Raw genomic sequence first — 21,967 nt, 5'->3', positions numbered from 1 at the left:
GCTTACGACCAACCAGACGCTTCTGATCCGGCGCGCATGCGCGGCGGGACAGGGACGACCGTCACCACCCAACCGGGCCGAAGATACGACCATGTCTCCATTCGCAGAATTCCCCTTCCTTCGGACGTCGGGCTCACGCCTGCTGGCCGTGGCCGGCTGTGCTGCCGTCGGCCTGCTGCTGGCCGGCTGCGAGCAGAAGACGGCCGCAACGGCGCCGCCATCCCGGCTGGTGCGGACCGAGGTGGTCAAGCTGTCGGAGCGGCGGCAATCGATCACGCTGACCGGCGACGTCCAGGCGCGCGTGCTCGCGGACCTGTCGTTCCGGGTCAGTGGCCGCGTCACCGAGCGGCTGGTCGAGGTCGGCGCACACGTCAAGGCCGGCCAGTTGCTGGCCAAGATCGACCCGGCCGAGCAGCAGGCCGATCTCGATTCCGCGGAGGCCGCCGTGACGGCTGCGGAGTCGCAGGTCAAGGTCGCGACCTCCAACTTCAACCGGCAGCAGACCTTGTTGTCGAGCGGCTTCACGACACGGGCGACCTTCGACCAGGCTCAGGAGACGCTGCGCACGGCGGAGGGTTCGCTGGAGTCCGCCAAGGCGCAGCTGGGCACGGCGAAGGACGCCCTGACCTATACCGAGCTGCGCGCCGACGCCGACGGCACCATCACCGCGCGCAACATCGAGGTCGGCCAGGTTGCCCAAGCCGCGCAGTCGGTGTTCACGCTGGCCCATGACGGCGCCCGCGACGCCGTGATCGACGTCTACGAGGCCGCGCTGTCGCTCAAGTTCGACGACAGCAAGGTGGCGCTTTCGCTGCTGTCGGATCCCTCGGTCACCGCCAAGGGCACGGTGCGCGAGGTCTCGCCGACCATCGATCCGAAGTCCGGCACGGTCCGCGTCAAGATCGCGATCGAGACTCCGCCACCTGAGATGACCCTCGGCAGCGCCGTCAGCGCCACCGGCTTCATCAAGCCGGAGCAGCGCATCGTGCTGCCATGGAGCGCGCTGACGGCCGCAGGCAAGACGCCGGCGGTCTGGCTGGTCAATGCCGCCGACAAGTCCGTGTCGCTGAAGCCGATCACGATCGAGGATTACGAGACCGGCGCGATCGTCGTCTCGGCCGGATTGAAGCCCGGCGATCGCGTCGTGACCGATGGCGGCAAGCTGCTCAGCGTCGGACAACAGATCACATTCAACGAGGAGAAGCGGTCGTGATGACGCCGATGCGTTGTGTTCTTCCGCTCGGCGCGCTCGCCCTGCTCGCCGGCTGCAACGAAAAGGCCGCCGCTCCCGAGCCGGTCCGGCCGGTGCTGTCGATGAAGATCGAGCCGCAGGCGGCCAACGGCTCGGCCATCACCGGCACCATCGAGCCGCGCTACAAGTCTGATCTGAGCTTCCGAGTCCTTGGACGGCTGATCTCGCGTCCCGTTTTCGTCGGCGACATGGTCAAGCAGGACCAGGTGGTGGCGGCGATCGATCCCGCCGCGCTCGAGCTTGCGATGCGGGCGGCTGCCGCCGACGTCTCGCGCAGCCAGGCGCAACTGACCAACGCAACGGGGACCGAAGGCCGGCAGCGCACCTTGCTGGAAACCGACGCGACCACCAAGGCGACCTTGGAGAGCGCGGAGCAGTCGCGTGCAGCCGCCCAGGCCTCCGTCGTCAAGGCGCAGTCCAACCTCGCCAAGGCGCGCGAGCAGCTCGGCTACGCGCAGCTCAAGGCTGATTTCGCCGGCATCGTCACCGCGGTCGGCGCGGAAGTCGGACAGGTCGTCTCGCCGGGCGTGAGCGTCGTCACCGTCGCGCGGCCCGACGTCCGCGAAGCCGTCATCGACGTCGGCGACGACATCGCCGGCGGCCTGCAGGCCGGCACGCCGTTCACCGTGCGGCTCCAGGTCGATCCCGGCGTCAGCGCGGCAGGCAAGGTCCGCGAGATCGCGCCGCGCGCCGATGCCACGACGCGCACGCGCCGCATCCGCATCACGCTCGACAGCCCGCCGGAGATCATGCGCCTCGGCACCACCGTGACCGCCACGCTGGACACCGAGCAGAAGACCGTCATCCGGCTGCCGCGCTCGGCCGTGCTGGAGCAGAACGACAAGAGCTTCGTCTGGCTGATCGATGCGACCAGCAAGACCGTCAAGCGACAGGAAATCACGATCGCCAGGAACGAGGACGGCAGCGTCCGCGTCACCGGCGGCCTCGACGCCGGACAGCGCGTCGTCACCGCCGGCGTGCACAGTCTCAAGGATGGCCAGTCCGTCCGCATCGATCAGGAATCTCAGCCGTGAAGTCCTTCAACCTCTCTGACTGGGCGCTCGAGCACCGCTCGCTCGTCTGGTATTTCATGATCGCGTTCATGGCCGCGGGTCTCTACTCCTACCTGCATCTCGGCCGTGAGGAGGATCCGTCATTCACCATCAAGACGATGCTGATCCAGGCCAAGTGGCCCGGCGCCTCCGCCGAGGAGATGACACGCCAGGTCACCGACCGCATCGAGAAGAAGCTCGAGGAGCTGCCGGCGCTCGACTATACCAAGAGCCTGACCGTGCCCGGCCAGACCACCGTGTTCGTCAACCTGCGCGACACGACCAAGGCGCGTGATGTCGTTCCGACCTGGCTGCAGGTGCGCAACCTGATCAACGACATCAAGGGCGACTTTCCGTCCGGTGTGATCGGGCCGGGATTCAACGACCGCTTCGGCGACGTGTTCGGCAACATCTACGCCTTCACCAGCGACGGGCTGAGCCAGCGCCAGCTCCGTGACCGCGTCGAAGAGGTCCGCGCCAAGGTGCTGACCGTGCCCAATGTCGGCCGCGTCGACATCGTCGGCGCGCAGAACGAGGTGATCTATCTCGAATTCTCGCCGCGCAAGGTGGCCGCGCTCGGCATCGACCAGCGCACCATCCTGACCGCGCTGCAGGCGCAGAACGCGGTGTCGCCGTCCGGCGTGCTGCAGGCCGGCCCCGAGCGCGTCGCCGTGCGCGTCTCCGGCCAGTTCACTTCCGAGGAGAGCCTCAAGGCGATCAACCTGCGCATCAACGACCGCTTCTTTCCGCTCACCGACGTCGCCACCATCACACGCGGCTATGAGGACCCGCCGACGTCGCTGTTCCGGTTCAACGGCCAGCCGGCGATCGGGCTTGCCATCGGCATGAAGGCGGGCGCCAACCTGCTCGACTTCGGCGAGGCGCTGAAGGAGGAGATGGCGAAGGTCGTGGCCGACCTGCCGGTCGGCGTCGGCGTGCATCTCGTCTCGGACCAGCCCAAGATCGTCGAGGAAGCCGTCGGCGGCTTCACCAAGGCACTGTACGAAGCCGTCATCATCGTGCTGGCGATCAGCTTCGTCAGCCTCGGCGTGCGCGCGGGCCTCGTCGTCGCGATCTCGATCCCGCTGGTGCTCGCGATCACCTTCCTGTTCATGAACTACACGGGCATATCCCTGCAGCGCATCTCGCTGGGCGCGCTGATCATCGCGCTCGGCCTCCTGGTCGACGACGCCATGATCGCGGTCGAAATGATGGTGGCGCGGCTCGAAGTGGGCGACAGCCTGCGCAAGGCAGCGACCTATGTCTACACCTCGACCGCGTTCCCGATGCTGACGGGAACGCTGGTCACGGTCGCCGGCTTCATTCCGATCGGCCTCAACAACAGCGCCGCCGGCGAGTTCACCTTCACGCTGTTCGTCGTGATCGCGGTGTCGCTGGTCGTGTCGTGGATCGTCGCCGTGCTGTTCACGCCGCTGCTCGGCGTCGCCATTCTGCCCGCGACCTTGCCGAGTCATCATGCCGAAGGCGGCCGGCTGACGCGGATCTTCCGCGCCATGCTCAATGCCTGCATGCGGCACCGCTGGACCACGATCATCGCCACGGTGCTGATCTTCGGCCTCTCCGTGTTCGGCATGCGCTTCGTGCAGCAGCAGTTCTTCCCCTCCTCCGACCGCAATGAGCTCGTCATCGACTTCAACCTGCCGCAGAACTCCTCGATCGCCGAGACCAATGCGCAGATGGCGCAGTTCGAGCAGGAGGCGCTGAAGGGCGATCCCGACATCGACCATTGGTCGACCTATGTCGGCACCGGCGCGCAGCGCTTCGTGCTGTCGTTCGACGTGCAGCCGGCCGACGTGTCGTTCGGCCAGATCATCATCGTCACCAAGAGCCTCGAGGCGCGCGACCGTGCCCGCGCCAAGCTGCAGGCCTATCTGACCAAGACGTTCCCCGGCACCGACGCCTATGTGCATCTGCTCGACATCGGCCCGCCGGTCGGCCGCCCGGTGCAGTATCGCGTCAGCGGGCCCGATGTGGCCAAGGTGCGCGAGATCGCGCAGGAATTGGCCGGCGTCCTGCGCGGCAACGGCCATCTCGGGGCCGTCATCTTCGACTGGATGGAGCCGGCGCGCGTCGTGAAGGTCGACGTGCTGCAGGACAAGGCGCGCCAGCTCGGCGTCACCTCGGAGGACATCGCCAACGCGCTGAACGGCGTGCTCGACGGCACCTCGATCACCCAGGTGCGCGACGACATCTATCTGATCGACGTTCGCGGCCGCGCCCAGGCCAAGGAACGACAGTCGCTGGAGACGCTGCGCGATCTGCAGCTGTCCGGATCGAACGGCCAGTCGATCCCGCTCGCGGCGCTGGCGACCCTGCGCTACCAGATCGAGCAGCCGGAGATCTGGCGCCGCTCGCGGCAGCCGACGCTGACCCTGAAGGCCAGCGTGATCGATCAGGTGCAACCCAACACAGTCGTCGATCAGCTCAAGCCGGCGATCACGGCCTTCGACGCCAAGCTTCCGGCCGGCTACAAGGTCGTCACTGGCGGCAGCGTCGAGGAGAGCGCCAAGAGCCAGGCGCCGATCATCGCGGTCGTCCCGATCATGCTGTTCACGATGGCCACGATCCTGATGCTGCAACTGCAGAGCTTCCAGCGCCTGTTCCTGGTGTTCGCGGTGGCGCCGCTCGCCTTGATCGGCGTGGTCGCGGCGCTGCTGCCGAGCGGCGCGCCGCTCGGCTTCGTCGCCATCCTCGGCGTGCTGGCGCTGATCGGCATCCTGATCCGCAACTCGGTGATCCTGATCGTGCAGATCGAGCATCTGCGCGACGAGGGCCGGCCGCCCTGGGAGGCTGTCCTGGAAGCGACCGAGCACCGCATGCGGCCGATCATGCTGACGGCGGCGGCCGCCTCGCTGGCGCTGATCCCGATCGCGCGCGAGGTGTTCTGGGGCCCGATGGCCTATGCGATGATGGGCGGCATCATCGTCGGCACAGTGCTGACCTTGCTGTTCCTGCCGGCGCTCTACGTCGCCTGGTTCCGCATCAAGGCGCCGGAGAACACCGCGGCTCCGGAGGCCACGCCGCACGGCGCGTAAGACGCCGAATGGCGGGGAATCGCAGATAATTGCATGGGATAAGCCGTCCGCGTGGGTTAAACGCCACGCGGCGGCCGGTTAGATTCGGCCTTCATGGAAGGATGCGAATCATGACCGATCCTCAGATCGTCTGCCCCTCCTGCCGCACCGAGATCAAGCTGACCGAGCAGCTCGCAGCGCCCTTGATCGCGGAGACGCGCCGGCAGTTCGAGAAGCAGCTCCAGGCGAAGGAAGCCGATTTCGGCCGCCGCGAGGCGCAGCTCAAGGCGGCGCAGGAGCAGATCGCCCAGGCCAAGGCCGCGATCGATCAGCAGGTCGCCGCCAAGCTGAAGGCCGAGCGCGCTGCGATCGCGCAAGCCGAAGCCGAGAAGGCGCGCCAGGCCGTCGCGGATGAGATGGGCAATCGCGATCGCCAGCTCGCCGAGTTGCACGAGACCATCCTCAGCAAGGACGCCAAGCTCGCCGATGCCCAGAAGGCGCAGGCCGAGATGATGCGCAAGCAGCGCGAACTCGACGAGGCCCGCCGCGAGCTCGATCTCACCATCGAGACCAAGGTGCAGGAGAGCCTTGTTGCCGTGCGCGACAAGGCCCGGCTCGAGGCCGAGGAAGGATTGAAGGCCAAGGTCGCCGAGAAGGAAACCCAGATCGCCGGCATGCAGCGCCAGATCGAGGAGCTCCGCCGCAAGGCCGAGCAGGGCTCGCAGCAGCTGCAGGGCGAGGCGCTCGAGATCGAGCTGGAATTGCAGTTGCGCGCGCGCTTTCCCCGCGACCTGGTCGAGCCGGTGCCGAAGGGAGAGTTCGGCGGCGACGTGATCCATCGAGTCGTGGCCCCCAGCGGCCAGGTCTGCGGTGCGATCCTGTGGGAGTCCAAGCGCACCAAGAACTGGAGCGATGGCTGGCTGGTGAAGCTGCGCGACGACCAGCGCGCGGCCAAGGCCGACATCGCGCTGATCGTCTCGAGCGCGCTGCCCAAGGGCGTCGACGGCTTCGACCTGATCGACGGCGTCTGGGTCGCCGAGCCGCGCTTCGCGCTGCCCTTGTCGCTGGCACTGCGGCAGTCGCTGATCGACGTCGGCTGCAGCAAGCTCGCCCAGGAGGGCCAGCAGACCAAGATGGAGATGGTCTACGCCTATCTCACGGGCCCCCGCTTCCGCCACCGCATCGACGCCATCGTCGAGCGCTTCACCGAGATGCAGTCGGACCTCGACCGTGAGCGCAAGACGATGATGCGGCTGTGGGCCAAGCGCGAGGAGCAACTGCGCGGCGTGCTGGATTCGACGGCGGGACTGTATGGCGACCTGCAAGGCATTGCCGGCCGCGCGATGCAGGAGATCGAGAGCCTCGACGTGCTGCTGATCGAGGGCAAGAGCGAGGCGGCGGAGTAGCGCGCGCCGGCCGCACCGATCCGAGGTGTGCCAGCACCGCACCTCGCTTATGCTTTCCTACGCGGCCGCGTCCGGCCGCGTCTCGCATTCCCATGGCATGCGGATACAGATGGCCGCTACTGCTTCGCCATCTGCGTGCTCGCCTGTGCGTCCCTTGGCACAGCACCCTTGTCGACCCATTCCGGCGGGGCGCCCAGGCGGTTGGCGACCATGCCGATGACTCCAGGATCCCTGCCGAACGCCTCACACGCCGCATTCTTCGGCTTGCCGCCGAGCGCCGCGCCGATCCGTTCGATCGACGGCAGCTTCGGCACCTTGCCGAACGGGCTCTCGCCGGTCACCAGCATCTGGCCGAAATCGGCGCTGAACGAGCCCGCGAGATCATAGGCATCGCCGGCCTGCGACAGCACCGGCGAGTTGGTGAACGAATTGGCGCCGCGCGCCCACACCATTGCGGCCTGCTGCCGGCCCTTGCGGTCGAGCGCTTCAGCCTCGATCGTGAGACTGCCGAGCCCGATCGGCAGCCGCGGCACCGGAACGGGAACGCCGAGCGCGCCCGGCACGGCCGACACGACCTTGGAGGCCCCGGCAGCAACCGGATCGGTCGGCGTCGCCTGGGTGATGAAGGTGCGCGTCGTCAGATCGGCCCTTTGATTGGGCGCCACGACCGTGAAACGTTCGCTCAGGTTGAGACACAGCGCGCGGTCGACGGCATTGGCAACGAGCTGCCGCTCCTGGTCCGTCAGCACCGCGCCGGCCTGGCCCGAGAAAGATGTCGGCGTGATACGCACGGTCTGCGCCGCGAGCACATTGTCCTTGTCGACGTTGAGCAGCGACTTGGCGAGCACGCCGTTCGATTCCGCCAGCGACTGATAGGACGCGAGCGCGCCGCTCTGCGTCATCGGCGCGGTGGCGCAGCCCGACAGGCCGAGGGCCGCGCACAGCATCGCCAGGCGGGTGGTGGCGACTGGAGCGCACGATCTCATGAAAGCCGCGATGTCGATTTCGACCATGCCCGGACCGCCTCACGCCGACCAATCTGCGCGCCCCTCGCGAGCGGCGCCATGTTTCTCCTAGGAAAATCCGGACAGCGTGGGGCGGAAGCATGGAGAGATGTTACGCAACGCCACCAACCAAGGAGAGAGTGCGGCAAGCGCGTCCGCGGTCCGCCACCTGCGCCGGCGGACTCAAAATCCGCTGGTGATGGCGACGACGCCCGACACCGCCAGGACGGCGCCCAGCCAGGCGGCCGGCGCGGGCCTGAGCCCGGTGCTCCACCACAGCAGCGGCAGGATCATGACAGGGGTCGTCGACGACAGGCTGGAGACGATCCCGACGGGCCGGCTGGTCAGCGCAAACAAGACGAGTGTCATGCCGACGCCCATCCCGAGCACACCGCTCAGCGCGGACCGCATGACGACCGATCGATCCACTGCGAACGAGCTGCGGAAACGCGGCATGACGGACAAGGCGACCAAAGCAGCCAATCCGATCGCGGCCCGAATTGACGTGGCCAATGCCGGATCCAGACCCGCGGCCATCACGGGACGCGCCATCAGGACAGCGGCCGCCGCGAACAGCGCGGCCGCCAGACCGAACAACAAACCTGCTCCGACCGAGCCGTGCGCTTCCTGAGCGACCGCGACAGGCTGTCGAAAGACGATCGCGACCCACACGCCGCTCACGATACACCCCACGCCCGTCATCTTGATCGTGGACAGCGTCTCACCGAGCAGGAGATAGCCGAGCACGGCCGCGAATGCGGCCCAGCTGGCGTAGACGACGGCGGTCAGGCGCGGCCCCAGCCGGGCCAGCGCCGCATAGAAACAGGAATCCGCGACGACGACGCCGAGCAGGCTCGATGCTGCCAGCATCAGCAGCTGATCACCGGACGGCGCGGCCCAGTGGCCTCGCAGCGTCACCAAGGCCAGCATGCTCAAGAGCGCCGCCGCAAGGCGGATCGCGTTGAACCTGACGGGACCGAGTTGGCGGACGGCCGACGGCGCGATGATGTTGCTGACGGCGATGCTGAAAGCGGCCGCCAGCGCGGCCAGATCGTGAAGCATCATCGGCGGCACGCCGGTCGGCCGAACACCTCACGCGGCACGGCCAAGCCAGGCGCGCATCTTCTGGGCCAAGGTGAGGCGCGGCTCTCCCGCCGATGTCCCGTTGCCGACCGGATCATCGGCAGCTTCGCGATCCGCAGCGGAAGGCTGCGGCTCGGAGCTGCCCGTCTCTCGTGTCGGCACGGCGCCGGCAGCGCCGCCACGCGTCGCCGGACGGTCCGGAACGAGCGATTTGATCGCGGCCACGACAGCTTCCACCCGCTCGACATCCTCGGGCACGCGCTCCGCCTCGGCGGGCTGCGGCGCGATCGTCACGCCGACCTCGGACAGCGCCTTCGTCTCCGATCGGTCCGGCCGAGCCTCCGGCGCCGCTGCTGTGGCCGCCGCTGCCGGCGTTGGTGCGATCTCCGGCGCGGGCGCGTCGTGCTCGGCTGCGGTGACGACGGCGATCTCTGCAGGCGGCGCCGGCGGCTCGCTGACGCGGCTGCGGCGCTTCTTCGCCACGACAGACTTTTCGGCGACGGCGGCCTTCTCCGCCACGATCTTTTCAGCTGCCGCCGGGGTCTTTTCCACCGTTCTGGCCACCTCCGGCGCCGGCTTCGCCCTGGTCTTGCGGATCAGTCCGGCCAGCGCGTAGGGCCCGACCATCTCCAGGAACGTCCTTTCATGATCGCGCGACAGCCGCGCGACCGCGGCATCGAGCAGCAGCCAGTCGACGGCACGGACGTCGTCCATCAGCGGCTGCGACGGCTCATCGGCCGCTTCCATGCGCCAGTAATGCACGACCTTGGAGCGCGTGCCGGTGTCGACGACCAACGTGCCGAGGAACTCGTGCACGGTGACCTTGTGGCCGGTTTCCTCCAGCACCTCGCGCTTGGCGGCGTCGCGCGGCGTCTCGCCGTCGTCGAGCTTGCCCTTGGGCAGCACCCATTCGTCGCGCTTGCGCAGGCGCACGACTGCGATGCGCGGCGGCTGTTCCCGCCGCAGCACGATGCCACCCGCCGCCATGATCGGCGCTCTCGCCATCGCCTCTCCCGAGCCGCAACGACCGCAACTCCCGCGGTCCGATTCGCCAGTTGAACGCTCCGATATAGGACTGCGCAACGACGAAATCGAGATTCCGCGAGCGCGGACCTGACATTCATCCGGCGGCGACGCGCCTGCGCCACAGTGGCTGTCCGGCCCGGATGCGGGCGCCTTCCGTCACATTGGGGCAGAACGTGAAGTCGCCGGGCGCGAGCAGGATGATGGTCGAGCCATGCTCGAACCAGCCGAGCTCGTCGCCCTTGCGCACATTGTTGTTACAGGTGTAGGCGAGCGGCCGCTCGGTCTGCGCGTTCAATACACGGTCGAGCGCATGCAGGCGGATGCTCGCGACCAGGATCGCGGCGACCGGCACGATCGTGAACGGCTCGCCGGAAGCGAGATGGGTGCGGATCACCGCGCGCTCGTTCTTGCAGAACAGCCGCTCGACCCGCTTCAGCGCGATCGGATTGACGTTCCAGACGTCGCCATGGATCAGGCTGACATGCTCGATCGTCATGTCGGCCGGCGCGTGGAAGCGGTGATACATGCTCGAGGTGAGACGCAAGGTGACGAAGCAGCCGTTGCGATGGGTCTCGACCACGGCGGGATCGGCGACGAGTTCGCGCAGCGAATAAGGCGCGCCCTTGATCTGGTAGAGCTCGCCGTCGCGGATCAGGCCGTGAGCACCGATGATGCCGTCCGACGGGCTGGTGACGATCGCGGAATCGGGATCGAACGGCCGCAGGCCGGGCTTCAGCTCGCGCGTGAAGCAGGCGTGCAGGCTCTTGAAGTGGCTCTCCTTGGCTTCCGAGAGATCGAGGTCGGAGAACAGCTTCCACAGCGCGATCGAGGCGTCCCGGACGAGCGGAGTCTCGATCTTGGAGAACCAGCCCATGAAGCGGGTCAGCGCGGCGCGCGGCACGCGGTTGGTGAGCAGGAAATTGAGGTCTTCCTGTTGGGTAACGGAGGCGATCAGGCTTTTGACTGTCATGAATCTGTCAGCAGGAGGGGTTAGCGCTGGTGGACATGATGGAAAACTCGATTCCTTATGTATCGCTCGCCGTTGGCGCTGCCGTGACGGCCGCCGTCGCCCCGAAGGTCAAGGCCCGCATCGATTTGTCGCGCGCCAAGCACCGCTCGCTGGCCGGCCATTCCAAGATGTCGCGCCGGATCTCGAAGCTGATCCCGCGCTATGAGTTCGACATCGACGACTTCTTCCGCTCCGACGGCGCTCCGCCGGATGTCGCGACCCGGCGGCAGGATGGCTTCTTCCGGCTCGGCACGCTGTTCCAGGAGAAGTTCGCCAAGAGCCGCGCGCTGACGGCGGAAGCCGCGAGCCGCATCTCCGATCTGCAGTTCACGCAGTCCTACCGCGTGCCGTTCCAGTACAGCCGGCTGGTCAAGGAGCAGCTCGGCGCCGGCTCGTTCATGCAGGCCTCCTCCGGCGTGACCCTGACCGATCTCGACGGCAACCGGTTCTACGATCTCACCGGCTCCTACGGCGTCAACATCTTCGGCTACGACTTCTACAAGGAGTGCATCGCGGCCGCCGAGCGGCGCGCGAGCGCGCTCGGCCCGGTGCTCGGGCTCTATCATCCGGTCGTCGCGGACAACGTGAAGCGCCTGACCGAGCTGTCCGGCATGGATGAGGTCTCGTTCCACATGTCCGGCACCGAGGCGGTGATGCAAGCCGTGCGGCTCGCCCGCTACCACACCGGCCGCAGCCATCTGGTGCGCTTCGCCGGCAGCTATCACGGCTGGTGGGGCGACGTGCAACCCGGCGTCGGCAATCCGATCGCGCCGCACGAGACCTACACCTTGGCCGAGATGTCCGAGCGCACCCTGCACGTCCTGCGCACGCGCCGCGACATCGCCTGCGTGCTGGTCAATCCGCTGCAGGCGCTGCATCCGAACGGCAATGCGCCCGGCGATTCCGCGCTGGTCGACTCCTCGCGCAAGGGCCGCTACGACCGCGCGGCCTACACCGCCTGGCTGAAGCAGCTGCGCGAGGTCTGCACGGAGCGCGGCATCGTGCTGCTGTTCGACGAGGTGTTCCTCGGCTTCCGGCTCGCGCCGGGCGGCGCTCAGGAGTATTTCGGCGTCGCAGCCGACTTGGTGACCTACGGCAAGAGCCTCGGCGGCGGCCTGCCGATCGGCGTGGTCTGCGGCAAGCGCGAGCTGATGCGCCGCTTCCGCGACGATCGCCCGGCCGACATCTGCTTCGCCCGCGGCACCTTCAACTCGCATCCTTATGTGATGGCGGCAATGGACGAGTTCCTGAGCCGGCTCGACAGCCCGAACTTCCGCGCCATCTACGACGGCCTCGACGAGACCTGGAACGGCCGCGCCGCGCAACTCAACGCCGCACTGGTCGAGCACGAGCTGCCGGTGCGCGTGTCCAATCTGCAGTCGATCTGGCTGGTCGAGTACACCGCGCCGTCGCGCTACAATTGGATGCTGCAATACTACCTGCGTGCCGAGGGCCTGGCGCTGAGCTGGGTCGGTACCGGCCGCTTGATCTTCAGCCTGAACTACACCGACGCCGATTTTGCCGAGGTGACCAGGCGCTTCGTCACGGCAGCCGAGAAGATGAAGCAGGACGGCTGGTGGTGGAACGACGGCACCCTCACCAACAAGGCGATCAAGCGCCAGATCCTGAAAGAGATGCTCGGCGCCGTGGTCGGACGCTGAGCTCGCTGCCCCCCTCCCTTGGAGGGGGAGGGTCGCCTCACGGGGCGCGCAGCGGCGCGTGAGGCGGGGTGGGGTGATCTCTCGACGCAGTTCAGTGCTCGTGGAGAGATCACCCCACCCCGACGCCCGCTGCGCGCGCGTCGACCCTCCCCCTCTAGGGGAGGGTGGCACCGCCGCTTCGGCTTCGGGCGCGATCGATCTCACTTTGGCCTTCCCACAAACACCGATGCCCGGGACCGGCCCGGGCATCGTGCAACTCAAACGCAGCGTCCGGCTCAGGCGTGCTGCTCTTCGAGGCTCTCGCCCATCAGGTGCAGGCCGGGGTCGATCAGCTCGCCGCGCAGCAGCGCCAGCGGGGCCGAGCGATACTGCACGAAATCGTTGAACGGGTCGGTGATGATCTTGGTCATCCAGACGAGGCCGGTTTCGACGTCACGGATGAAGAACAGGTGCACGGTGCGGAACAGCAGCCCGCCGATGCCGATCACGAGCCACAGCTTGGCGGTCTCGCGCACGAAATCCATCGCCGAGGTCCAGGGCGGCAGCAGGCCGAACAGGGTCGGCTGCAGATAGAGCACCACGGGAGCCGCGGCCCAGATCGACATCAGCACGACCTTGCGCTGCAGATTGTAGCCGACCTTGATCTCTTCCTTGTGCTCGTGGGTCGCCTGGTTGACGTGGTCGTAGCCCTTCGGCTCGAAGAAGAAGTGGCCCGCCTGGCGCGAGGTCATCGACACCAGCCAGCCGATCAGCGCCGAGACCAGCGGATCGAACATCATCATGACATAGGCGATTATGAAGCTGAGCGCGCTGACGAAGTGGAGGCTCTGGTTGATGCGGCTGTGATGATAATAGCGGTGGTCGTCCCAGCGCTGGATCCGCAGCTGCTCCAGGAAATGCTTGATCATGGTTGCTCCGAAGAATGAGTTGCAGGTCGTGTACAGGGATTCGGTGTAGATCGTGTGACATCATCAAGATGTCACACGATCGGACGCAGCGAGACGTTGGGGACTACGGAGAACGCCGCAGCGGCGGCAGAGGGCTGCCGCGGCTCAGGCCGCGGCGGCACGCTCCAGCTTGCGGAAGCGGACCAGCGAGAAATGGCCGAGCGGCGGGATCAGGCGGCGTTCGACCAGCTCCATGCGCTCGGCGCCGGCGAGCCAGCGGAGATAGCGCGACCAGCCGAACTCGGCGGTGCGGAAGCCGAGACGGCGGACCACCGGCTGCAACGCCTGCTCGATGACGCGGCGCAGGCCGTCGTCGGCGCTGACGCGGGTCAGGATGATCAGTTCGCCGCCGGGGCGCAGCACGCGCGCGAATTCGTCGAGCGCGACCTCCGGGTTCGGTACGGCGGTGACGACATATTGCGCCATCACGACGTCGAAGGAGTCGTCGGGGAAGTCGAGCTGCTCGGCGTCCATCACCGCGAGGCCCTCGACGTTCTTGAGCCGCTGGTCGGCGACGCGGCGCATCGCCTTGCCGAGCATCGCCTCGGAGATGTCGGTGCCGAACACGCGCACATGCGGCGCATAGAGCGGCAGCGAGATGCCGGTGCCGACGCCGACCTCGAGCACACGGCCGCCGAGCTTGTTGGTGGCGCTGATCGCGGCCTTGCGGCCCTTCTCGAACACGCCGCCGAACACGAGGTCGTAGATCGGTGCCCAGCGGTCGTAGGCCTGCTCGACCTGCTCGCGATCGAAGTCGAGCTCCCGCGCGCCGTCGAGCTTCATGGTTTCTGCCATCGTTACATCTCACTTGGTTTGGAATTGATGGAGTGACGCAACATCTGCCGTCAGCCGCGCACGGCGCTCTGACCGGCCAGCACCGGGGTCGGACGTACGACGCGGGACGGCTGCAGCACAGCGAGATTGCCGATGAACTGGCGCGCGCTGTTCTCCCAGGAGCGGTCGAGCGCAAATGCGCGGCAGGTCTCCCGCGACATCGTCAGCGCCTTCAAACATGCTGCGCGCAGATCCCAGTCGATCGCCCCGATCGGATGACCGGCGATGACGTCGAGCGGACCGGTCACGGGGAAGGCCGCGACCGGCGTGCCGCAGGCCAGCGACTCCAGTTGCACCACGCCGAACGTATCGGTCAGGCTCGGAAACACGAACACGTCGGCGGCGGCCATGTGCGCGGTCAGATCCTTGCCGGTCTTCTCGCCGAGGAAATGCGCCGTCAGAAACCGGCGCTCCAGCTCCGCCTTCTGCGGGCCGTTGCCGATCACGACCTTCGAGCCGGGCAGATCGAGCGACAGGAACGCCTCGAGGTTCTTCTCGACCGCAACGCGGCCGACCGTCATGAACACCGGACGCGGCAGATCGAGCGTGACAGGCTCATCCGGATTGAACAGTCTCGTATCGACACCGCGCGTCCAGAAGCCCAGCTTCTTGAAGCCGCGCGAAGCGAGATCCTGCTTCAGCGAATTGGTCGCCACCATGGTCATCGCAGCCGCATCATGGAAGCGGCGCATCACCCAGTAGCCGACGGCATCGGGGATGCCGGTGCGCACCGAGACATATTCCGGAAAGCGCGTCGTGTAGGACGTCGTGAACGGCAGGCCGTGGCGCAGACAGTAGCGGCGCACCGCCCAGCCGATCGTGCCTTCGGTGGCGATATGAATCGCATCCGGCGCGGCGGCCTCGATGCGCCGGGCGATCTCGCGGCCGTTGGTCACAGCGAGCCGCAGGCCCGGATAGGTCGGCACGCCGAACGATGGAAAGCCTTCCGGAGTGAGGAAGGTAATGTCGGCGCCGAGGCCGGCGGCCGCGCGCGCCAGCGAGGTGAGCGTGCGCACCACGCCATTGACCTGCGGGTGCCAGGCGTCGGTTGCGATTAAGATCCGCATAAGGCGATCCGGAAAGTTGCAGCGATTCTGAACGGCCGCAAATTCCGACATTGTTATTTCAGGCGTGTGACGTCATCGAACTGTCGAAGGGTCTTTTTGCCCGCCCGCCGCTATTTTCCCCGCGATCCGTGGCGGCGTCGCACAGGCACTGTCGTGAAACCGTCATGAAACAAACGGTTAAGCCGACGAAACCGTTTTGCGTGCAGCGCGCAAACGCAACGAAACTTTTCTCCCCTATGAGTTGCAGCATCAGGCGTGGGTCGAGGCGCCACAAAGAATGATGACAGGCAGCCGATTTTGACGACGCCGGCCGAGACAATGGCGGCGCGCACCAAGCGATCAAACAAGGGGACGTCCATGTTCACGCCAGGCACAGCCCGTTCGCCATCCCGCACCCTGTTCGGTGCACTGATCGTCGGCACGATCGTTGCGACAACGCCGACGCTGGCCGCGCCCCCGGCCCCGCTCCCCTTCCCTTTCCTGCTGCAGCCGCCAGTGGCGACCTACGAGCCGCCGGCAACGACGCCGCAACTGATCACGCCGCGCGAGGACGAGGCGACCGCCTATGAGTTGCCCCCGCGCCTGCGCCGCCAGGTCGTGAGCTACGCGACCCGCGAAGCGCCCGGCACGATCATCATCGACACACCAAACAAGTATTTGTACTACGTGCTCGGCAACGGCCAGGCGATGCGCTACGGCATCGGCGTCGGCCGTGACGGATTCACCTGGTCGGGCGTGCAGTCGGTGACCAGGAAGGCCGAATGGCCGGACTGGACGCCGCCGCCGGAGATGATCGCGCGCCAGCCCTATCTGCCGCGTCACATGGCCGGCGGTCCCGGCAATCCGCTCGGCGCCCGCGCGATGTATCTCGGCGGCACCGTCTACCGCATTCACGGCACCAACGCGCCCGAGACGATCGGCACGCATGTGTCGTCGGGCTGCATCCGCCTGACCAATCAGGACGTGATCGACCTCTATTCCCGCGTCGGCGTCGGCGCCAAGGTGATCGTGCTGCCGATGGAGCGCCGCGCCGATCTCGGCCGCATGACCCGCTGACCTGCGCGGGCCGCACTGCTCGTTCCTTCTCCCGGATCCTCCCTGACTGGACCGCCGAGGCCCGAAAGCCGCGGCGGTCATTTCTTTGCGCGCATTTCGCCATTCACCATCACGGCCGATTGATGGTGGCCTGCTTCATCGGCTGCCCTGGCGCGCCTCCGTCCGGCCCTGTAAGCTCGGCAATCTTGCATTAACCGCGATCTCGCCGCTTCCGGCACGAGCCGGCCCGTGGCAACTGGAGTCCGTGGATCCGACATGAATCTTCCGACGCCGCGACCGGATTGGCAAAGCAGACCTCATCCGCTCGCTCCGAGACCGCAGCAGCCACGGCGGCGCTCGCCGCCCCGGCTGCGGATGATCCTGATCGGCGCCGCCGGCCTTGCCGCCGTCGTGCTGATCGGCATCATCATCGCGGAGGTGTTTCTGTTCTCGGGCAGCACGCCGGCGCCGCAACTGACCCAACTGCCGCCGCTGCCGCCGGCCACGCGCAACTCGATCATCATGACGCCTGTGTCGATCTCGCTCGGCGCGATTCGTGACGCCGCCGAAAAGGCCGCGCCGCGCAACTTCTCCGGCAAGGCCGACAACCCCGTCAACCAGATCCTGCAGAACGCCGACATCGGCTGGACCGTCACCCGCGGCGTCATCGCCGCCACCGGCACCCAGGACACATTGTCCCTGGCGACGCCGCTCTCGGGCCGGCTGAACGTCACCGGATCGCTGTCCGCCAAGGCGACCGGCGCGCTCGGCGATGCCATCGGCGGCCTGCTCGGCTCGGATGCCGCCAAGCAGATCGGCGGCATCAACATCAAGAATCTGAACGCCACCGCCGACATCAAGGGCAACGTCCTGATCGCGATGCGGCCGCGGCTCGCCGCCTCATGGTATGTCGAGCCGAATTTCGCCGCCCAGGTCAATCTCGGCGACACCGCGCTGACCGTGGCGGGTGCCCGCGTCAACGTGCCGGCGCAGATGAAGCCGATCATCGACAAGACCGTCAATGAGCAACTCAGCGCGCTCAGCGACAGGCTGCGCAAGGACCCGACCATCCGACGCGTGGCGCAGGCGCAATGGGCCCGCGCCTGTCGCTCGGTGCCGCTGCAGGGCACCGCGCCGGGACTGCCCGCCGTCTGGCTTGAGATCAAGCCGACGCGCGCGTTGGCCGCGCAGCCTGCGATCGATGCCAACGCAGTCAGCGTCACCATGGGAATCGAAGCGGAGACCCGGGTCACGGCGGCCGAGACCAAGCCGGAGTGTCCGTTCCCCGATAAGATTACGATCATTCCGCCCACCGCCGGAACTATCAATGTCGCGGTTCCGATCGACGTCCCCTTCACCGAGCTCAGCAACCTCGTCGATTCGCAACTTGCGGGGCGGACGTTCCCCGAGGACGGCTCCGGCCCGGTCGCGGTCACCGTCAAGCATGCGACCGTCGTGCCCTCGGGCAACCGGCTGCTGATCTCGCTGCAGGTCAAGGGCAAGGAGAAGGAGAGCCTCTTCGGCTTCGGCGCCGATGCGACCGTGCACATCTGGGGACGCCCCATGGTGGATCAGGCGCAGCAGATCCTGCGGCTGTCCGACCTGCAGCTCGCCGTCGAATCCGACGCGGCATTCGGCCTGCTCGGCGCCGCCGCTCGCGCCGTGGTGCCGCATCTGCAACGCGCGCTGCTGGAACGTTCGGTGGTCGATCTCAAGCCTTTCGCCGACAACGTCCGCGACAAGATCGCCACGGCGGTCGCCGAGCTGCAGAAGAACGAGAACGGCATCCGCGTCGATACCGACATCAACAATCTCGCTTTGACCGACATCGCCTTCGACGCCACCGTGCTGCGCGTGATCGCCTCGGCGGAGGGCACGATGTCGGTTCGAGTCAATACGTTGCCAGGACTGTAACGGCCCGTTGCTACGCCTGGACGACGACGCCTTGCCGAAGCCGGCGGCAATTCGTGATCCTCGACGGCCGAGGCCACTTCAGGAGCAGGACATGGGAATCCAAATGGATGGCGCCATTAGTCTGGCGATCGACAAATAGACGGACGCGGGGCATCGACGGCTTCGTCATCATTCCGCTTCACGACCGATCTGGTATTATCATCCGCAAGCGCATAGCCGGGCCGTCATGCGCGGCGCGGACGCGAGACGGGACCGTAGCGCTCCCGCCACTGCGCGGGCTTGACGCGCTCTCACGAAAGCCGCAACACGGCGCAGAGAGATGTCGTCGGGCCCTTTCCGCGCGCCCGTCGCAGGAAACATTCCGTAACAAAATTCTTCGCAAAACGCCGCGATTCTAGGTCACTTGTCGGTATGGCCCAGACACAACCACACATTCTTGTCGTCGAGGACGACCGCGAGACGCGGACGCTGATCGCAAAATATCTGCGCAACAATGCCTGCAACGTGACCACCGCGACCGACGGCCGCGAGATGACCCGCATCATGGGCGACCACCGTGTCGATCTCCTGATCCTCGACGTGATGCTGCCCGGCGAGGACGGCCTGACCTTGTGCCGCAAGCTGCGCGCGGAATCGCAAGTGCCGATCATCATGCTCACCGCGCGCGGCGAGGACGTCGATCGCATCCTCGGACTGGAGATGGGCGCCGACGACTATCTGCCGAAGCCGTTCAATCCGCGCGAGCTGCTCGCCCGCATCAACGCGGTGCTGCGCCGGCAGGCGGCCGCGATGACGGCGAGCGCAACCGAAGGCGCGACCGCGCTGAGCTTCCTCGGCTGGACGATCGACTTCCGGCTGCGCGAGCTGCGCAATCCCGAAGGCGCGCGCGTGGCGATGACCAGCGCCGAGTTCGATCTGCTCCGCACCTTCTGCGAGCGGCCGGGCCGCGTGCTGTCGCGCGACAGCCTGCTCGACCTGACGCAGGGCCGCAGCGCCGGCTCGTTCGAGCGCTCGATCGACGTGCTGGTCAGCCGCATCCGCCGCAAGATCGAGCCAGACCCGCAGGAGGCCACCATGATCAAGACCGTGCGCTCCGGCGGCTACATGTTCACGCCCGTCGTCGAGGTGGTGACCGGCCCGCAAAGCCATTGACCGGCCGGATCGAATGGCGATGTCATGATGTCGTTCGGCTTTCTCAACCTCAAGGGAATCCGCGGCCAGATCACGGCGCTGGTCGCCATTTCGATCGTGGCGCTCCATGCCATCATCACGGCGACGTTCCTGATCTATCGCGCCGAGCAGCCCGACCCCGAAAACGAAGTCGGGCCGTTTCAGCTCGCGACGGCCATCCGCATTCTTGGCCGCGCCCCCGCTGCCGAACGGCCTCGGCTGATCTCCGACATTGCTCGTGCCTATCCTGAGTTCGAGCTCAAGCCGCACGCGGGACCTCTGCCGGGTGATCCCGGCCGCCTGCACGAGCCGGCCGGCCCCGACGTCGGCGCCGGGACCGGTGGCGACGAGCGCCGCCCGGCCCCTCCGGAGATGGCTGACGGACGGCCTCACGGTCCAGGCGGCTTTCGCGGCCTTGGCCCAGGCTATCGCATCTTCATGCCGCCGCCCGGCTCCCAGACGCGCACCGTCATCTTTGCTCTGCCCGATGGCAACATGGTCTCGGCCCGAATGGTCGACCGGCCGCATCGGCCGCCGTTCTGGGGTGCGCCCTGGCTGACGACGATCATGTTCGCGCTGATCAGCATGACGCTGCTCGGCCTGTGGGCCGCGCGCGCACTGACATCGCCGCTGTCGGGCTTCGCGAAGGCCGCCGAGAATTTCAGCCTCGACGGCGATGCGCCGGAATTGCCCGAGCGCGGACCGGAGGAGATCCGATCGTTGGCGCGCGCTCTCAACCGGATGCGCCAACGCATCACGGCGCTGATGAACGACCGCACCAAGATGCTGGCGGCCATCAGCCACGATCTGCGGACACCGCTGACCCGCATGCGGCTGCGCTGTGAGTTCGTCGAGGACGAGCTGCAGCGCAGCCGAATGCTGGCCGATCTCGATCAGATGCATGCGATGCTGGGCTCGGTGCTGTCGTTCCTGCGCAACGGCCGCAAGCTCGAGCCGATGACGCTGGTCGATATCGCGAGCATCCTGCAGCTCGTCGCCGACCAGTTCGCCGACGTCGGCCACAGCGTCACCTATATCGGCCCGGCGCACGCAATGGCGACGGTGCGGCCCGACGACCTGATGCGCTCGGTCACCAATCTGGTCGAGAACGCCGTGAAGTACGGCAAGGAAACGGTCATCAGGTTATCTGCGTCGGGGAAGCGCCTGACGATCGATGTGGAGGATGACGGACCCGGGATCGCCGATGCGCGCAAGCCCGACATGCTGGAGCCGTTCGTGCGCGGCGACGATGCCCGCAACATGGACGAGGCCACCGGCTTCGGGCTCGGCCTGTCGATCGCAAAGGCGATCGTCCAGGCTCATGGCGGCGAACTGTCGCTACACGATCGCAGGCCGCACGGGCTGATCGCCCGCATCGAGCTGCCGCTCGGCCAGACTACCTTGCGCCCCGCAGCATGACGCGCGAACGCGCCCGGACAAGCCGGGCGCGCCGCGATCGAGACGAGCAGCTATTTTCGTCGGCGATGCCGTTACTGGGAGTACTTGAACTCGGGCATCGACTTCAGCTGGTCCTTGGTCGCGTTGATCATCGCGTGATCGGGATACCAGCGGTTCTTCGTGGAGCTCATCGACGAGGACGAAGTGCCGGTGGCCGCACCAGTCGTGGTCGTGGCCGGCGGCGTGGTCGAGGACGTGGTGCCGGAGGCCGGGGCATTCGACGCAGTGCTTGCCTGAACCGGCTGATCCGAGAACTTGATCTGATCGAACGAGACGGCGACGAGGTGCTCGCCCATGCCGAGGAAGCCGCCGACGCCGATCACGACACCCTTGACCGCGCCGCTCTTGTCGACCAGCAGGTCGTCGATCGAGCCGACATTCTCGTTGTTGTTGTTGTAGACCTTCACGCCAACGAGCTTCGAGCTGCGCCAGTCGCCCTGATACGACGCCGCGGTCGTATCGGCGCGGATCGTGGTGGTGGTCGTCGTGGTGGTGCTCTCCGCAGCAAACGCCGCGGTCGCGAGCAACAGGGAACCGGCGAGGCCGGCCGCAACAGTTTTCATCACCATGTGGTGTCTCCTCTCAATGTGTATGGTGACGAGAGAACTGCAACCGACCCCCAGCGTTCCGTGGGAACTACGATTTCGTCATTTTGCGCGACAAGCCGCCTCGGTGCAGCGCGACAACGTCGTTTTGTGACACTCGGGAGCGCGCCGGGCCGGCGAGCCGAAGCTGGAATCGCGTTTGGGAAGAGCGTTCGACTGGGAGCCCGAGCAACCGGAAGAGCCGCCCCTCACAGCAGAGGACTGCGAGTCGGCGGTCTTCGTTGAGCTGCGCGCGTCGAGCACGGATCCCGCAACGCGGTTCGATGCTCACCTCCCGCAGGTCAATCGCATCTGGAAGAGGCTGGCAGCCCGATACGGCCGCCTGCGGTAGACTCCTCGGGACGAGGGCTGCTTGGCAAGATCCAAGCCCTCACAAATCCAAGCCCTCGTGGTGAGCGTCTCGAACCAG

The 21,967-nt window shown here is 66.9% G+C and carries 17 protein-coding genes; 9 read left to right on the top strand and 8 right to left on the bottom strand.

Going from position 1 to position 21,967, the window contains the following annotated elements; genetic code table 11:
• Nucleotides 1-91 precede the first annotated feature (91 nt).
• The 4 genes from QW881_RS08225 to QW881_RS08210 all read left to right on the top strand — a co-directional run bounded on the left by QW881_RS08225 (nt 92) and on the right by QW881_RS08210 (nt 6,745).
• Nucleotides 92-1,213 carry an efflux RND transporter periplasmic adaptor subunit gene (locus QW881_RS08225; RefSeq protein ID WP_315755359.1) on the top strand — a complete coding sequence of 374 codons (1,122 nt, stop codon included), beginning with the start codon at nt 92-94 and terminating at the stop codon, nt 1,211-1,213.
• Nucleotides 1,210-2,286 (top strand): efflux RND transporter periplasmic adaptor subunit, encoded by a 1,077-nt coding sequence (locus tag QW881_RS08220; RefSeq protein WP_315755358.1) that lies wholly within the window; start codon nt 1,210-1,212, stop codon nt 2,284-2,286. The genes QW881_RS08225 and QW881_RS08220 overlap by 4 nt, the downstream gene beginning before the upstream one ends.
• Nucleotides 2,283-5,360, top strand: coding sequence for an efflux RND transporter permease subunit (locus QW881_RS08215; RefSeq protein WP_315755356.1), 3,078 nt, complete (start codon nt 2,283-2,285; stop codon nt 5,358-5,360). The genes QW881_RS08220 and QW881_RS08215 overlap by 4 nt, the downstream gene beginning before the upstream one ends.
• Nucleotides 5,361-5,470: 110 nt before the next feature.
• Nucleotides 5,471-6,745, top strand: coding sequence for a DUF2130 domain-containing protein (locus QW881_RS08210; protein WP_315755355.1), 1,275 nt, complete (start codon nt 5,471-5,473; stop codon nt 6,743-6,745).
• Nucleotides 6,746-6,861: 116 nt separating this feature from the next.
• On the opposite strand, the gene QW881_RS08205 is transcribed toward QW881_RS08210, so the two are convergent.
• The 4 genes from QW881_RS08205 to asd all read right to left on the bottom strand — a co-directional run bounded on the left by QW881_RS08205 (nt 6,862) and on the right by asd (nt 10,828).
• Nucleotides 6,862-7,758, bottom strand: coding sequence for a DUF3313 domain-containing protein (locus QW881_RS08205; protein ID WP_315755354.1), 897 nt, complete (start codon nt 7,756-7,758; stop codon nt 6,862-6,864).
• 174 nt (nt 7,759-7,932) lie between these two features.
• On the bottom strand, nt 7,933-8,811 hold the full coding sequence (locus QW881_RS08200) for a DMT family transporter (RefSeq protein ID WP_315755497.1): 879 nt from the start codon (nt 8,809-8,811) through the stop codon (nt 7,933-7,935).
• Nucleotides 8,812-8,841: 30 nt separating this feature from the next.
• Nucleotides 8,842-9,837, bottom strand: coding sequence for an NUDIX hydrolase (locus QW881_RS08195; RefSeq protein WP_315755353.1), 996 nt, complete (start codon nt 9,835-9,837; stop codon nt 8,842-8,844).
• A gap of 115 nt (nt 9,838-9,952) precedes the next feature.
• Nucleotides 9,953-10,828, bottom strand: a complete 876-nt coding sequence (gene asd / locus QW881_RS08190; protein WP_315755352.1) for an archaetidylserine decarboxylase — start codon at nt 10,826-10,828, stop codon at nt 9,953-9,955.
• Nucleotides 10,829-10,863: 35 nt separating this feature from the next.
• On the opposite strand from asd, the gene QW881_RS08185 reads away from it, so the two are divergent.
• Nucleotides 10,864-12,528, top strand: coding sequence for an aminotransferase class III-fold pyridoxal phosphate-dependent enzyme (locus QW881_RS08185; protein ID WP_409998963.1), 1,665 nt, complete (start codon nt 10,864-10,866; stop codon nt 12,526-12,528).
• A 275-nt stretch (nt 12,529-12,803) separates the two neighbouring features.
• Here QW881_RS08185 and QW881_RS08180 read toward each other — a convergent pair whose 3' ends face one another.
• The 3 genes from QW881_RS08180 to QW881_RS08170 all read right to left on the bottom strand — a co-directional run bounded on the left by QW881_RS08180 (nt 12,804) and on the right by QW881_RS08170 (nt 15,376).
• Nucleotides 12,804-13,436, bottom strand: coding sequence for a hypothetical protein (locus QW881_RS08180; protein WP_315755350.1), 633 nt, complete (start codon nt 13,434-13,436; stop codon nt 12,804-12,806).
• A 144-nt stretch (nt 13,437-13,580) separates the two neighbouring features.
• Complete coding sequence (locus tag QW881_RS08175; RefSeq protein ID WP_315738560.1) at nt 13,581-14,270, bottom strand: class I SAM-dependent methyltransferase; 690 nt, start codon at nt 14,268-14,270, stop codon at nt 13,581-13,583.
• Between the two features lie 50 nt (nt 14,271-14,320).
• The gene (locus tag QW881_RS08170; protein ID WP_315755349.1) at nt 14,321-15,376 is read right to left on the bottom strand and encodes a glycosyltransferase family 1 protein; all 1,056 of its coding nucleotides are present in this window, start codon (nt 15,374-15,376) and stop codon (nt 14,321-14,323) included.
• Nucleotides 15,377-15,733: 357 nt separating this feature from the next.
• Here QW881_RS08170 and QW881_RS08165 point away from each other — a divergent pair, with 357 nt between their 5' ends.
• From QW881_RS08165 to QW881_RS08150, 4 genes are all read left to right on the top strand, one after another.
• Nucleotides 15,734-16,432: a L,D-transpeptidase gene (locus QW881_RS08165; RefSeq protein ID WP_315755348.1), complete on the top strand. Its 699-nt coding sequence runs from the start codon at nt 15,734-15,736 to the stop codon at nt 16,430-16,432.
• A gap of 255 nt (nt 16,433-16,687) precedes the next feature.
• Entirely contained in the window at nt 16,688-18,325 is a 1,638-nt protein-coding gene (locus tag QW881_RS08160) for a DUF4403 family protein (RefSeq protein ID WP_315755347.1), read from the top strand.
• Between the two features lie 411 nt (nt 18,326-18,736).
• Complete coding sequence (locus tag QW881_RS08155; protein ID WP_315717811.1) at nt 18,737-19,477, top strand: response regulator; 741 nt, start codon at nt 18,737-18,739, stop codon at nt 19,475-19,477.
• Nucleotides 19,478-19,501: 24 nt separating this feature from the next.
• Complete coding sequence (locus QW881_RS08150) at nt 19,502-20,914, top strand: ATP-binding protein (protein WP_315755346.1); 1,413 nt, start codon at nt 19,502-19,504, stop codon at nt 20,912-20,914.
• Nucleotides 20,915-20,985: 71 nt separating this feature from the next.
• Here QW881_RS08150 and QW881_RS08145 read toward each other — a convergent pair whose 3' ends face one another.
• On the bottom strand, nt 20,986-21,522 hold the full coding sequence (locus tag QW881_RS08145; RefSeq protein ID WP_316158179.1) for a PRC-barrel domain-containing protein: 537 nt from the start codon (nt 21,520-21,522) through the stop codon (nt 20,986-20,988).
• Between the last annotated feature and the right edge of the window lie 445 nt (nt 21,523-21,967).

It is taken from the genome of Bradyrhizobium sp. SZCCHNS3016 (assembly GCF_032484535.1).
Classification (GTDB): Bacteria; Pseudomonadota; Alphaproteobacteria; order Rhizobiales; family Xanthobacteraceae; genus Bradyrhizobium.
Note: the sequence above shows the minus strand (reverse complement) of the source record. Positions and strands in the feature narration are given on the sequence as shown.